Origin of the sequence: Pseudomonas cerasi, from assembly GCF_900074915.1 — a bacterium.
GTDB classification, from domain to species: domain Bacteria; phylum Pseudomonadota; class Gammaproteobacteria; order Pseudomonadales; family Pseudomonadaceae; genus Aquipseudomonas; species Aquipseudomonas cerasi.
The window spans coordinates 5,856,598-5,870,587 of the sequence record NZ_LT222319.1 but is presented as its reverse complement, the minus strand read 5'-3'; the positions used below and the strand labels follow the sequence as shown (position 1 = coordinate 5,870,587).

General features: G+C 50.8%; 10 protein-coding genes and 2 pseudogenes. 5 read left to right on the top strand and 7 right to left on the bottom strand.

The window, feature by feature from the left end:
* Positions 1–44 precede the first annotated feature (44 nt).
* Together PCPL58_RS32285 and PCPL58_RS32280 are read left to right on the top strand one after the other, a co-directional pair.
* A pseudogene (locus PCPL58_RS32285) lies at positions 45–605 on the top strand (TniQ family protein); the annotation flags it as partial.
* Between the two features lie 126 nt (positions 606–731).
* The gene (locus PCPL58_RS32280; protein WP_232002967.1) at positions 732–1,460 is read left to right on the top strand and encodes a hypothetical protein; all 729 of its coding nucleotides are present in this window, start codon (positions 732–734) and stop codon (positions 1,458–1,460) included.
* A gap of 21 nt (positions 1,461–1,481) precedes the next feature.
* Here PCPL58_RS32280 and PCPL58_RS31315 read toward each other — a convergent pair whose 3' ends face one another.
* Together PCPL58_RS31315 and PCPL58_RS28405 are read right to left on the bottom strand one after the other, a co-directional pair.
* Positions 1,482–2,816 carry an AAA family ATPase gene (locus tag PCPL58_RS31315; RefSeq protein ID WP_157893937.1) on the bottom strand — a complete coding sequence of 445 codons (1,335 nt, stop codon included), beginning with the start codon at positions 2,814–2,816 and terminating at the stop codon, positions 1,482–1,484.
* Positions 2,813–4,360: a transposase gene (locus PCPL58_RS28405; protein ID WP_232002873.1), complete on the bottom strand. Its 1,548-nt coding sequence runs from the start codon at positions 4,358–4,360 to the stop codon at positions 2,813–2,815. Before PCPL58_RS28405 ends, PCPL58_RS31315 begins: the two co-directional genes overlap by 4 nt.
* A gap of 152 nt (positions 4,361–4,512) precedes the next feature.
* Between PCPL58_RS28405 and istA the strand changes: the two genes are divergently transcribed.
* Together istA and istB are read left to right on the top strand one after the other, a co-directional pair.
* Positions 4,513–5,535 carry an IS21-like element ISPsy4 family transposase gene (istA, locus tag PCPL58_RS28400; protein ID WP_002551322.1) on the top strand — a complete coding sequence of 341 codons (1,023 nt, stop codon included), beginning with the start codon at positions 4,513–4,515 and terminating at the stop codon, positions 5,533–5,535.
* Positions 5,532–6,341, top strand: coding sequence for an IS21-like element ISPsy4 family helper ATPase IstB (gene istB, locus PCPL58_RS28395; RefSeq protein ID WP_005741073.1), 810 nt, complete (start codon positions 5,532–5,534; stop codon positions 6,339–6,341). Before istA ends, istB begins: the two co-directional genes overlap by 4 nt.
* A 32-nt stretch (positions 6,342–6,373) precedes the next feature.
* Here istB and PCPL58_RS28390 read toward each other — a convergent pair whose 3' ends face one another.
* Positions 6,374–6,781 (bottom strand): hypothetical protein, encoded by a 408-nt coding sequence (locus tag PCPL58_RS28390; protein ID WP_065350977.1) that lies wholly within the window; start codon positions 6,779–6,781, stop codon positions 6,374–6,376.
* Positions 6,778–7,575 carry a PDDEXK family nuclease gene (locus PCPL58_RS28385; protein ID WP_173926084.1) on the bottom strand — a complete coding sequence of 266 codons (798 nt, stop codon included), beginning with the start codon at positions 7,573–7,575 and terminating at the stop codon, positions 6,778–6,780. The genes PCPL58_RS28390 and PCPL58_RS28385 overlap by 4 nt, the downstream gene beginning before the upstream one ends.
* Positions 7,576–8,461: 886 nt before the next feature.
* Here PCPL58_RS28385 and PCPL58_RS28380 point away from each other — a divergent pair.
* Positions 8,462–10,033, top strand: a complete 1,572-nt coding sequence (locus PCPL58_RS28380; protein WP_024669698.1) for a TnsD family Tn7-like transposition protein — start codon at positions 8,462–8,464, stop codon at positions 10,031–10,033.
* Between the two features lie 456 nt (positions 10,034–10,489).
* On the opposite strand, the gene PCPL58_RS31310 is transcribed toward PCPL58_RS28380, so the two are convergent.
* The 3 genes and pseudogenes from PCPL58_RS31310 to PCPL58_RS31630 form a co-directional block, all read right to left on the bottom strand.
* The gene (locus PCPL58_RS31310) at positions 10,490–11,152 is read right to left on the bottom strand and encodes a hypothetical protein (RefSeq protein WP_144106529.1); all 663 of its coding nucleotides are present in this window, start codon (positions 11,150–11,152) and stop codon (positions 10,490–10,492) included.
* A gap of 1,546 nt (positions 11,153–12,698) precedes the next feature.
* Entirely contained in the window at positions 12,699–13,361 is a 663-nt protein-coding gene (locus PCPL58_RS28375) for a hypothetical protein (protein WP_015062137.1), read from the bottom strand.
* A 357-nt stretch (positions 13,362–13,718) separates the two neighbouring features.
* Positions 13,719–13,838, bottom strand: a pseudogene (locus PCPL58_RS31630) (tyrosine-type recombinase/integrase); the annotation flags it as partial.
* Positions 13,839–13,990 lie beyond the last annotated feature (152 nt).

Genomic DNA, 13,990 nt, shown 5'->3' with positions numbered 1-13,990 from the left:
TTAAGGGATCGATCTCCTGATTCGCGGCTCGCGCTGCGGGGGGGATGCCCCAAAAAAACCTATGGCGCCCCGTCCGCGATGAGCTGAAATACGCGTTTCAGCAGCACTGTTTTCGGGTGGTTCCTCATTTGGGGAACTGTCGATTCTTGATATCCAAGCTACTGCGAACTGACTACACATTCGGTTCGCCTAAGCGGCAATCCCAGATGCTAGTCACAATCCAAAAAGATGAATCGATCCGTTCCTTTGTCGAGCGAACTATTTTCGTGAGTCAAGGCGAGCCTATCGCTAAAGCTCTACATAAAATTTCGACTTCGTACTTTGATATGATGGATTTGAGGAAGATTGCCAGCGTACTAAAATGGCCTGGAGTTTATGGTTTCAATCGACTGCTTCACTGCCACTCCGACTTTCCTATTCGTGCGCTACTGAAGCAGTATAATGAGCTCGCTTATTCAGGCTCAGCTTATTCTATGAAGCATTTTCGATACGAAGATTCTCCAGCTAGTTATTGTCCTGACTGTGTCCGTGAAGACCTTGATAATATTGGATTTACTTACTGGCGTAGGCTTCATAGACAACCTTGGTCGGTCTGCGCACGACATAACGTAAAACTCATAAACCGCTGCCCTTTTTGTGACGAGCCGTTTAAGTTTGGGAGGCACGCCTTAATCTTTCTTTGGTCAGGGTGTAATGGGCACTACGTCTCTGAGTCCTCCTCAAGCCCCAACATGGATGTGTCTGCGCTGAGAGCTGCACGAGATGCGCATGATATATGTGAATTTAGGTATCACTTGCCTGCACAGATGGCACTGGACATAATTAATAGCCGAATAAATACTTTAGTAGAAGATAAAGCAGTTCTAGATGTTGATCAAAGCTTTTTCAATGTGGTTAATCAGTTTTGCGTCCATTACGGATATTATAAAGTGCCCCTAACTAGCCAAAGCATAGAGTGCACTGATACTTTTTTAAAAGCTTTGAGTTATGGCTTTGAAAGCTTTGATGATTTTGTCGTCAGTATCGGTTGTGACGCCAGTGAGATGATAAAAATCAATGACTTATGGCTAACACATCAATTCTATACCTCTCTTGATCAAGATGCGTATGTAGAGGAGGATTATCGCTCAGGAATCGGAATTTTCTTTTTTGCGGCACCCAAGAAGAAAGGAATTTACAAAGGCTACAGGCATGATATCCAGCTTGATAATGAAATTCCCTGCGGTAGCTTTGAAGGTAATTGCACATCCGATGGCCCTGCACGTGCCTCAATGTTTAGTATACCTAGGCTAGGAAAAAAAACAGTAGATGAATTTTCTCGATCTAGTGGGCTAATGGAGACGTTAAAGTGCTTTTCTTCTAGGGTTATTGTAAGTTCCAGAAAAGAAAATACTATAACTGAGGATGAATTCCAAGAGCTAGAAAACTTACTAGAAATACAATATGGAAAATCAATATAGTCGTTGTAATTAATTTGATAGTCAGGTATTAGGCTTATTTTTTGAATCGAGTGTTTTAGCTAGTAATCTGGCATGATTCTTGGCCATTTCTTCGTCAGATGTCTTGCGGACTGAGGTCTTCTTAACATTGCTCGGCAGATTGGTAGCAACCAAATTTGGCGCTACTTCCTGTAAGCCAGATAACTCTGTCTTAGTAAGTGCTGATACGAGCACTTTAGTAGCGACGCGCTGTTCGCGGTCTTTGCGAGAGAACTCAATAACGCTTGAACGTAGTGGAATAGTAAACGGGCACTTTAGATCCTTTCTGATCCCCGTGCTCGATTTCTGTATGGCTTCGCGTACAAGCTCTTCGACGGCAATCTTGTGTACGGAGTAACCACTGGAAACGAAGGCCGCTTGCAGGTCTCTACGCTCGATAGAAAAGCGGCTTGCTGATCGTGCTTCCAGATAAGCTAGTTTTAAAAGTTGAACGACAAAGCGTTTGATACCGAACGTGAAGCGATACAGATCTTCAGCGAGAATTTTTGCCTCGATCTTAAGTCGGTCATTGCAGGCTGCCAGGCATTCACGCATGTACTCATGCCAAGATTTACAATCCAATGTATCAGGGAGCATGATGCGCGGTTCGCTCAGCAGACGCTGGGTGTCCTCGCTATTACGCTCCTTCAGCTTATGGACGAGGCTGTAATTCGCGACGTAGATTAGTGGGGCGCCGATTTTGGCCATGCTCAGCAGAATATCCGTCACACGTGCGGCACCTTGACCAAGGTTCACGAACTGCATCTCATCAAGTAGCACTGTTGAAACACCCTCTGCGTATGCACGACGACGGCACCGTGCGATCAGCTCTGCGACGCTGTCCCTTGATGAGATAGTCTGATTCAGAAGATCTGCTAGCAGTTGCCTCACCAAACTACTCTCTCGCGCACTCGCATACCAGTGTGATAGGACTACAGCTTCTTCTACATAGTGGTCAATTTTCAAAGCCTGAGGACTAGGCAACACCTTGCGCAAAGCTGTGATGGTTGCGCTCTTGCCAACACCGGCAAGACCGGTGAAGCATATCGGGAACACCTCTCTTGCTGGGGGATTGTAGAGGCAGGATAGGTACTGTTGCTCAGTAGAGAAGTTGTCGACGGAAAAACTCTGGGCTCTGCCCAGCATTTCCTGGATCAGGTCGAGGGTAAACGCAGTTGGGATGAATACCTTTTTAAGCGTCTCGGATAAGCGCTCAGCGGCTACGTAGCGGTTTAGATTTTCCAAGCCCAAGACCGGTTCAGGCCGAACCGTTATTGCTTCCCTAAGGTGCTTGTCATCCAAGGATGGTTGAAAGCGGGTCGTAAGAATGTCGATCATTTTTTGCCTCCCATGACGGCCTTGAAGTCCTCCTCATCTCGCTTCGAAGCGGCGTCCTTTTTGGGGCGCCCAAGTTTGCGCGTGCCGCTGTGACGTAACTGCCCAGTGTCTTGCTGGAATCGCTGATCCAACTCCTCTGGTACTGCCATCTTCTGCACCCTTAAGAGGGACTGGGCTTGCAGCCGCGCCTCATTGATTAGTGCAAGGTCGTCGAGGGTGATATCTGAACTGTCAGGTTCTACACCAGCAGAAAGCACCATGCTCAATTCATGTAGCTCACCGTCTAGCTCAATCCAAATGTGACGTACGCACATCGTGAGCACGTATGCCTGAATCTCAATAACTCCATTGCGCGCTATACGATCGAATACACCAGTGTCGCTGACCGATTGTGAGTTGTACCGACGGCTGTAGAGGTAAACGCCGTCACGCCGGATGCTAATAGGGTACGGCGTCAAGAATACTCGGACAGCTTTTTCAAAAGGCATGTTCACAGCACTGTTTCTTCCGAGGCTGTCGTAACGCTTGAAAATATTGTTAGGTGATGGGGCAAAGCCTTCGAGCCAGTCCTCTTCCGTCATCCGGCCGCTTGCGTCAGAGATCCGGTTGTCCTCAATTGCTCGATAGATTTCAGCGCGGGCAGCCATGACGAAGTTGAAGTTACTTTGAAAGTGAGTCGGCTGATCGCCGCTTTGCTTCTCGCGAGGATGAGAGGATTCAACGGAGGCCTTGGACTGGCCAGAGTGCGTCGGGGTGAGCTCTAAACGACTCAACCAGTCGATTGCGTCCTCACAGTTCATGGCGGCGGCGGGGCCTCTGTCGAAAACGAAAGCTTTGCTGAGTCCTACGCTGCTCCAGTCACCTGCTTTGAGCGTGACCCCGAACAACTCCGCGAATTTTTCCTTGCCAATAGCCATGCAAAACAACGCCATCCGGTAAGCCTCCATGGTTTCATGGCCTCGGGCAAACCCCAGCGCGACCACCGCTCCCGATTTCACACAAGTTCCTCGAACAACGCAGAATGAGTCTTGAGCACTACCTTCGGTGACGCCTGACAGTTTCGCAGAGGGATAAAACCCGTCGAACTCAACGAGTTGGTTTACGTTGCACAGGCTGTCCGAAAATCGTCCGATGAAGCCTGCCAGAGATCGGGCTTTGCTGGGCCCCAGTCGCGCACGGGTACGATCTCTGGCTGTAGTCTGCTCAATGATCCAGTACTTGAACTGATCGAAGCTGGGAAAGGGCTGCCCATGAGGGTGCCAAAATTCCACTCCGGTTGAGCCTTCGATGACAATACAGCCAAATGTATCGACCAAAATTTTGCGATAAATCGTGTTTTCGCTTTTCTCAGGGGAATTATGTTTTGAAAAGCCTGAGAGGATCTTCGATTTCATATCCTCGGTTACGGGATATCCGCCGTCAGGTGCACGTTTGCCCCGACGGCCCAATCGTTTCTCTGTTTTCGAGCTTCTGTCCCAATGTCCAATCTGATGCAGTCTTGGCATCAGCGCGCGCTTGTCCTGCCCGAAAATCATATAGGCCAAAAACCATAACTTCAGCCGCGTGGAGTTTTGCTGTGGAGCTTGGTCTTTGGCATGTTGGCTGATGAGTTGTCACCGCCACTGTAAAAATGACCCCCTAACGCCAACCTAGAATTGACCCCCCTGGGTAAAACTGGCGGCTTTGAGCTGCCAATATGTTGACCCAGGAGCAGTCTGTGGAAATTAAAGTGTTGGCCCGTCAGGGCCATGGCATCAAATTCATCGCCCGTGAGCTGGGTATTTCGCGTAACACCGTGCGCAAGTACCTGCGAAAGGCCCGGTCGCTACCCAGTGACAAGGTGAGACCCGCACGTCCGTGCAAAATCGACCCCTTCAAGGACTACCTGCACGAGCGTATTGAGGCGGCGCGCCCACACTGGATTCCGGCGACCGTCCTGCTGCGTGAGATCACGGCATTGGGGTACAGCGGCGGCGTCAGTCGTCTGAAGGCTTATATTCGCCCCTTCAAACGTAAGGCAGAAGAGCCGGTGGTACGTTTCGAGACACTGCCCGGCAAGCAGATACAGGTGGACTTCACCACCATTCGACGAGGCCGTCAGCCGCTTAAGGCGTTCGTGGCGACACTTGGTTTTAGTCGAGCAAGCTTTGTCCGTTTCTCCGAGCGAGAGGACAGCGAAGCCTGGCTGACAGGGCTTCGGGAGGCGTTCGCTTACTTTGGCGGCGTGCCCGAGCAGGCATTGTTTGATAACGCCGGAACCATCATCACCGAGCGAGATGCTTTTGGGGAGGGCCAGCACCGTTGGCATCCCCGATTGGCTGCGCTGGCCGATGAGTTTGGTTTTATTCCCAAGGTCTGCCGCCCTTACCGTGCCCAGACCAAGGGCAAGGTTGAGCGCTTCAACGGGTATCTGAAGGGCAGTTTCATTACCCCGTTGGCCGCTACGCTCAAGAGTGCGGGTCTGACGCTGGATGTGGTGACGGCCAACGCACATATCGGCCAATGGCTCGACGAAGTCGCTCATCAGCGGATTCACGGCACGACGGGTGTTCAACCGGCGGTACGTCTGGCCCAAGAGCAGCAGGTACTATTACCACTGCCAACACAGAGCCTGCGCCCACAACCCGCCCAAGGCCTACGCCTGGGACGGGTCCTGCCGTACGAGAGCTTGCAGCATCCGCTGTCGGTTTATGAGCAACTGCTGGAGGTGAGAGCATGAACCTTCAACATGCTCGCCTGACAGAACTATGCAAGGGGCTAAAGCTTGAGCGCGTCGGGGTGGACTGGCCGCACCTGGCCCAACAAGCAGCAAGCGGCGAAGACAGCTTTGCCGACTTCCTCGAAAAGCTGCTGGCTGCCGAGACCGATGCCCGAAGTGAACGCTCTCGACAGGCCCTGCTGAAAACTGCCGCGCTGCCCGCTGTGAAAACGCTGGAGCAATACGACTTCGCGTTTGCCACCGGCGTCCCCCGGGCACAGCTCCAGGAGCTGGCAGCACTGAGTTTTGTTGGACGTGCCGAGAACATCGTGTTCCTGGGGCCTAGTGGTGTAGGCAAGAGCCACCTGGCTATCGCCCTGGCCTACCGGGCAGTGATGGCCGGTATCAAAACCCGCTTCGTCACGGCGGCTGACTTGATGCTGCAACTGACCGCTGCGCACCGCCAGGAACGGCTCAAGGAATACTTCAGTCGTGTGGTGATGGCCCCTGGGTTGTTGGTCATCGATGAAATCGGCTACCTGCCGTTTGGTCGTGATGAAGCCAACCTGTTCTTCAATGTTGTCGCCAAGCGCTACGAGCAAGGCAGCCTGATCCTCACGAGTAACTTGCCGTTTACCCAGTGGGCCGGAACCTTTGCGGATGATCAAACACTGACAGCGGCCATGCTGGACAGGCTGTTACATCATGCCCATATCGTGCAGATGACAGGTGAAAGCTATCGACTCAAGGACAAGCGCAAAGCAGGAACCAAATCTTCTCGGGCCGAACCGGCTCGAAAATATGAACCCGAGGGGGGTCAAAACTAAGTTGGCGATTTAGCACGGAAGGGGGTCACTTTTTAGTTGGCGTTGACAATGAGTGACTCAAGGTTTTCGTCAGACAAGATGGCGGGTGCTCGGGCCACTAAATGCGCTATGGCAGCGAATCGGCGATTAAGCTTGGCATCGTAGGATTCCCGAGGAGCCACACGCTCACTCTCAAGATGCTGCTGGCTGATCCCATTGGTTCTTTGCAACCACGGCGGATACCAATCGTGATTGAAATCTTCTACCAGTACTCCCGATCTGATTGCGTCCTCGAACTCCAGCCGTGTGAAGGTGACAATGTGCGCTTGTTTGCCATAGTCGTCGAACACGACAACCCTGGATCGATTGCGTATGCCGTCGCTGGTAAGGAAATAAACGACGGATTCACTCGATAGCGGACCGAACCCGTTGGGCGCACGTATCGCAGATCCCAGGATCATGTCGGCGAATCCCTAAACAAATGGCCGTAAACTTCCAATAGTTGTTTACCTCTCATGCATAGAGGTTTGTCTACTAGGATGGGGCTATGTAAATCGACCGGTAGCTTGCGGGACCAGATGTCTTGATAGATTTTTGAGAGGAACAGATCTCTACGGCCCCATTTTTTCGCGTATTCAATAGCAATGAAGGCAGGGGGCGTGCCCTGAAGAGCTTTTTCCAGCAGATCATCGCTGTAATCGTCAAGCAGTACCGGGTCTAGATCCATTGGTAGGTCGTGGTAGCCGTACATGAGGTCCAAGTTGGCTGCTACCATGGGAGGCACATCATCAAGAGACAGCAGGTGGGTATGGATTCCAGCGTCCAGGTAATACTCCTGTTCAAGCAGATTCCTTAACCTGGCTTTCTCTTGATCTGTGCGTTGCTGAGCAAACCCCTTGATTGTGGACCGACGCCGTTCGTGAAAATCATTTCTACCGGCCTTGATACTCCAATTAACTGCATAGGGGTACCCATCCTCGGTGCGCAGATAAAGCAACAGATCACCGATGTAGTTATACGGGACCGGAAATCGATCGCCTTCATCCTCAACAGTAATCCGCGCATGCCTCATGCCAATTCTGGCAGCAACCTCGCTCGTACCTCTGAAAGACTGTAGGGCTATACCGACTGCTAGGGGGTGACCGAAAAGCGGATGCACAGCAGAGTCGATGTGCAGCATCTTCTGCTCATGAAGGTCGAACACTGCCGGATTGAACAGGGCCAACTGAGCAAACACTCTTTCTGGGATGGACATCAGGTGAATGGTCCTTCCCAATTTTCTACTGTTCATCCTGCATGCTCGTGAGATCTTGGGCGCCTCTCCCGGGACCGCCAACGTTGAAGGCACATATTTATCGCCCCATCTGAATCCAGCCTGGCGTGTCCAAATTCTCTGTAAACCCTGATATGTAATCATCGTGCAGCCCTGAAACACATGTCCAACCGCTCAACAGCGCGAGTCAGACAGGAGATTTAATAGACCGGACAGACAGGCAGCAGGAAGCCTCGTTGATCACGATCTGACTTTTCTCGGGATGAACGGAGCCGTGCAAGACTTGACGTCCTGCACACTGGGATAGAGAATGGGGAAATCAGGGCCGATAAACTCTGAAATCTCCGCAAAGGCCCAAGCTGCAAACTTGGGCCTTTGTCTATCTGGCTCCCGGAAAATCTATCCGGTTTCCATGTTTTTTACCTCTCGGCCTATCGCATAGAGCAGGTAATCTGCTTCTGATCTCTGCGCTATGCTCTGTATATGAGTGTAACGGTATGGCTATGCACTTCTAATTAAGGTCGGATTAGATCGTGTTGGTCTATCCGTCTTGAAGAGTGGGGGGGCATGTTACCGTTATAAAATAAAATTTTACAATAGAAAAATATTAGCTATGACCAAACCTGATCAGGCGGAAATCAGCTCTGATTGGCGCAGTCCTGGGCTTTCAAGCAGAGCGCCACTTCCCTCTGAAACCCTCGGAAAGCAAGGCCTCAGCCTTTTCAAGGCGAAATGTGGATAAAAAATATTTATCCACAGCTTAGAGCTTTATCCCGCTCTAATTTCTCACTTTATTCACAAATGGTTTAACGCTTGGCGTTGCGCGGGTTTATTGTTGTGAATGATGGGCCACACTTGGTAATCAGGCATGTCGACATTTTTTGATACTGCGCCGTGCACCCCGCTCGTGAACTGGTTACCTGATGAGACCCTTTTCAGCTTGTGCAGCCGACAACACGTTTGCTCAGGAAATTGGCTATCGGTTACGACCTCTAGACAGCTTTTCGGTTTATCACAGCGCTGCATCAAGCACGACTTGGCTTACGGACTTGATGCCTTTGAGCAACGAACCAGAGGCTTTTGGGGAACAGCGGATTCCATCTTGACCACCCGCACTATCTTGCCTTTCTTCGCACCTTTTCAATCGCAAGCTACGATGCAATCCGCAGTCGCTACCCTCAAAGGCAACCACCTTGGCTCGCTTAAATATCGTCTCGGACTTGTGACCGGAGGGTTTGGTGCCGAGCATCCATTAAAGGTCTGCAACGAGTGCCTGGAAGAGGACATTCGAGTGACAGGTATTCCTTACTGGCGTTTGGCGCACCAATATCCAGGCGTTCTGCTCTGCCCGGTTCACGGTTCATTTCTTTGTGAGGTCATCCACAACCGCCATTGGTGCGAGCGCTTCTCTTGGGGCTTGCCGAGCAAGGCAACACTTGCACCCTCAATCATCGAAGAGCCTAAGGACAATGAAATTGCTTTATTGACAGGGCTCGCTCAAGGGGTTCTCGCCTTGGCAGCTTTGGGATTTCAAATCTGGTTTGATCCATTGGCAGTGAGCCTAACTTACCGGCGTCATTTGGTGACCGATGGCTCGTTCATAGGTCACGTCTCGCGGGTTCGTCGTTTTCACCCGTTTGAGAGGCTTCCCGCTTCAGATGAGGACGCTATGAGTTTTATCAAACTGATGACTCGCAAGCCTCGGCGCCGCTATCACCCGCTGAAGCACCTTCTCATGATCACGTGGTTGTTTGGCACCGTAAAATCCTTCACTGAATGCTACTTCGAGGTCATTAGCAGTTTGCAATCCCGCAATGCTGTCACAGAGCCGCGTACCAGTGATGCCATTCAACCTGACTCCTTGATTACAAAGGGCGAACCAAGGCCGAAGAAGCTGAAAACATCTATTCGGAATCAGGTTATGGAGGCATTAGCTCAAGGTACATCGAAGCAGATTGTCTGTACTGAGTTCTCGATCACCGTCTCAACAGTTAATAAGCTGCTCAGGATGGAGTCTAGCTTGAAAGTTGCCTGGCAGAATGCTCAGTTCAGGCAGCAGCTTGATGCAATGCGGAGCCTGTGGGCCAAAATCAGTGACCTGCATGCAGGCAGCGGAATTAAAGCCTTGAGGGCGCTCTCTCCAGCAACCTATGCTTGGTTGTACCGGAACGATAGAGACTGGCTGATGGCTCAGCACTGCATAAAAAATTCCGCGCATGCGCGGATCATTAGGCCCGTCGATTGGGAGGGAAGAGACATCCGTTTGAGGGGTTTGGTGGAATCTAGCCTGTATAGCTTCTATTCAGTCGGCCCCCAATGCGTTCCGCTCTCCAAGTCACTTTTGTTCTCCTTGGTGCCTATTCTTGCAAGCAGTCTGGAGAGCAGTCGTCATTATTCCTGCACCAGGGCGTATATCGCGGGTCTATTGAGAAAAAAATAAATTCTTGCCCATTGTTGGTATTTGTGGTAGTAGGAAAGGCTAGTCAATGCTGTATGCGGAACAACTGATACGGAATTCGAAGGATAACGACTATGGAGATTTCAACATCTAACGATATGTGCTGGCGCCAAAGGTCAATTGACCCCGGTTTGCCGAGGTTGTTGCCACTTGCAGAATTGACTCTGTTGCCGAGACCTCTCTGACCCAAGCTTCTACTTCGTAAAGCGGTAGCATCTCTAACTTTGGGCTAAATCCTAATGGGGCAACGCCAGGTCGGCAGGTGGGTCAATTCTGCATCAGCGATAACACCGGGGCCTCAATCTGGATACGCACAGCACCCTCTGAAACGCTTAGGACCTGAGCCAGCTGCACCGGATAGGTGCAAATAATCTGAACCGAAAATTACGCTTATTGCGAGCCCGCGTGTTTCCAAACGCGAGCCGCTACAGTTAACTGTTAGTCACCAGGACATCGAACGCCAACACCGAGTGACCGATCGTCTCTGCAAGCTAGCTTAAGCGCCTCGTTTAGAGAAGTCGATGTCGTAGGGGACCAATAGTTATTAACCATTAGATAGCGAATTTTTGTATCTGTGTTTTTCAAGCCTATCCATTTCAATCCATCGTCGATAGATCTTAGTATTTTATTATTCGGATGGGTATAATACTTTATATCGAAAACTCCAGCTTCTAATTTCAAGTAATCAATACTGCTGGCGGGAGGCAGTCTGAATGTTTTTTTCTTGTTAGCGCTTATAATCTGGCCATTAAGCTCAGAAAATTCGACGGTGGGTATCCACCCCGCATTGCCACCTGGCAACGTTATCTTTCCGGTATCTGATTGATTTCCATAAACATCTCTCGTTGTTCGAGCCACTAAAGGTTGTCCTTCAGGAAAAGTTACCGTAAAGCTTTCTATTGTTTGATCGCTAGGTGAGTCATTTTCAAGTTCGAATATAGAATAACGACCGAAAGGTTTTACAAATTTCAGCGACACATCCTCAACAATAAAGTTGTATGCTGTGGTAATGGCTACGCTTACAAACCCTAATGCCATAGCAAACTGAAAAACCTTGATAGCGTGCTTTTTTATTTTTCGACTTATTTTTAAGTTTGACATTATTTCCTTTGATAACTATCAGTTAATGTTCTGGATTGCTTGTCAGCCCGAAGCGTGATTTTTTCTCGCTTCACAGGCAGGTAAAGGCCGTAGCGGTACGTCAACGCCAGTGCTGTAACCAGAAACGCTGAAAGCACAAAGGCGATCTTGCTTGGGTAACTGCGCTGCACCAAACCTGTTTTTTAACCTTCATCTTCATCTTCATTGTCACTGTCCTTTTCGCGGACGCGAAAATGGGCGTCCTTCTATTGACTCGGCCCAGCGGTTTGACGGCTGGGCGCGGGGTGCAGTTGAACGACTTTTCCGACACTGCGCCATTCAATTCGCCAATCGAATGACGATAGGCTACTTTTAATTGACTCATCCAGTCATTATAGGAGTACGCCATGTTCACTAATATCAAACCGGGCCCGAAACCAAAGCGCGAGGACGGTCAGGATGATCGCAGACGGCATGTAAATCCGCCTGGCGAGAAAAAACACCCCACCCTGCCACCGCATAAGCACAAGCCGGGAGACTGATCGTTTCCAGTGCGACACATCGGCTTTGTGTGCCTATGCCCGCCATTGACGGGCCTATCCGTTGTTCGTGGATCTAGGGGTGTACGGGGTACGTCACCCTAGGTTTTGTCTGAAAAGTCGCCTTGGTTAAAATGATGTCCCTTGGTTGTTATCGCTGATGCAGAATTGACCCAGCTGCCGACTTGGCGTTGCCCCATTAGTATTCAGTCCAAGTCAGACCTGCTAACGCTTTACAAAGTAGAAGCTTGGGTCAGCTAAATTTCGGCAGCTGGGTCAATTCTGCATCAGCGGCAACAGCCACCTTTCTTGCTGTTCAGATGAAGCCGTAATGTGTTTACCTGGTAAGGACTAAAAAGCCAGGTTCTTTCAAAGCAACCTGGCTCGCTGCTAGACTGCTGGTCGAGGCCTGCAGGTCTCACATGCACCACCACAGCCCTAACCAGTCAAGACTCGACCCTCAGCTGGTTCAGGGCTTTATTTTTAAGGGCATCGAGGTGGGTGGACTGGCACTCGATGCCCGTGACTCTTCTCCTCAGTAACTGCATTTTCGGCCTCCTGCAGGTCGTATCGGTTGTCAGCTAAACGTTGCACCACCACAGCCCTGACCAGTCAAGACTCGACCCTCAGCTGGTCCAGGGCTTTATTTTTGAGGGCATCGAGGTGGGTGGACTGGCACTCGATGCCCGTGACTCTTCTCCTCAGTAACTGCATTTCGGCCTCCTGCAGGTCGTATCGGTTGTCAGCTAAACGTTGCACCACCACAGCCCTGACCAGTCAAGACTCGACCCTCAGCTGGTCCAAGGCTTTATTTTTGAGGGCATCGAGGTGGGTGGATTGGCACCCGATGCCCGTGACTCTTCTCCTCAGTAACTGCATTTTCGGCCTCCTGCAGGTCGTATCGGTTGTCAGCTAAACGTTGCACCACCACAGCCCTGACCAGTCAAGACTCGACCCTCAGCTGGTCCAGGGCTTTATTTTTGAGGGCATCGAGGTGGGTGGATTGGCACTCGATGCCCGTAGCTCTCTTAATCATTTGCCTTGGCCTTCGCTGTCCTTTTGGGCTTGCTGGATGGAGCCGGTGGAGGTGGCGATGCTTTTTTGCTGCTTTTTGCGGCCGCGGCTGCGATCGCCTTCTCTGCTTTTTGGAGTTCTGCCCAATGAGCCTGGAATGCCTCGATATCGCCATAGGCACCGATCTCCGGGAGTCGCTCGATGAAGCGGCTATACAGGCCATCCTGAACCTTGCTGCGCTTACGCATCCACTCGACTGCAGCGTTAGGATTGGTGAGCATCACATAGTGAAATTCGCCGGATGCACCGGGCTTGGTCATGATGAAGTTCAGCTCCCGGAGCTTCTTCATCCGGCGACGCCAAGTGTCCACGGCACGCTCCCCGAGAAACCCCGCTTCGGCAGCAAACGTGCTGGGGTTCTCGATCGTTATGACCGGATGATCGGGCATACGCGCCCATAGACAAAACAGCACGTGCCCTGCGGGTTGTCCCTTCGAATCGGCGTCAATAATCTGCATGGTTATGGGCAGGGTCCGAGGAATCGTGCTGAAGCCGTCGTGGGTTTTGCGCGTCCATTTCAACGCCTCGGAAACGTCAGGGAAGTGGACCAGCATCAATTGCTGAGCACGTTCCGCCATCGTTAAGCGGCGTTTTGCTGACTGTTTTGCGTTGGCCATTGTGTAGCCCTTATCCGTGTTCTGTTGGGTCCAGTTTCCCGGCATTCGTTGACGATGGCAAACCGTCATTACACGCGTATATCGCGCATTACTATGCACGTGAATTGACGATACAGAGAACTCAATTGCATGAAGTAGCCTAATTAATTTATTCGTATTGCGCGATATCGCGCAAAAAAGACTAAAAAAATTGTTCAATTTCATAAAGTTATGGTGATTCTTCGGTGCTCGGTGTGCTGAATGTACTCGGCGTGCTGTATGTGCTCGGTGTGCTGATGGGTGTAGGGTGTGGGAAGAGGGGCTTGAGATTCGCTAACCCTCCCTGAAATTTTCAGAGAAGTCTGTGTTGGGGTGATCTCAGTAGTGGACTTTGAAGGTTGGTGAATCCTCTGCCCGCAGCTGCCGGCGATCGTAGATCCGGGTGGTACTAATATTCGCGTGGCCCAGCCAAGCTTGAACCTTGGCAATACGGGCCTTTTTTATGAGGTTGTAACCTCCATAAGCATCGACGGTGAGAGGACTCCAATCCGTGTTAATGACTTCCACGCCGTTGGGTCTGACTCGTCCCTGCTAGAGGCCGCGCCTGGCCTTGGCGTTGGATTTTACGTGCACAAGGATAACGATCGCTC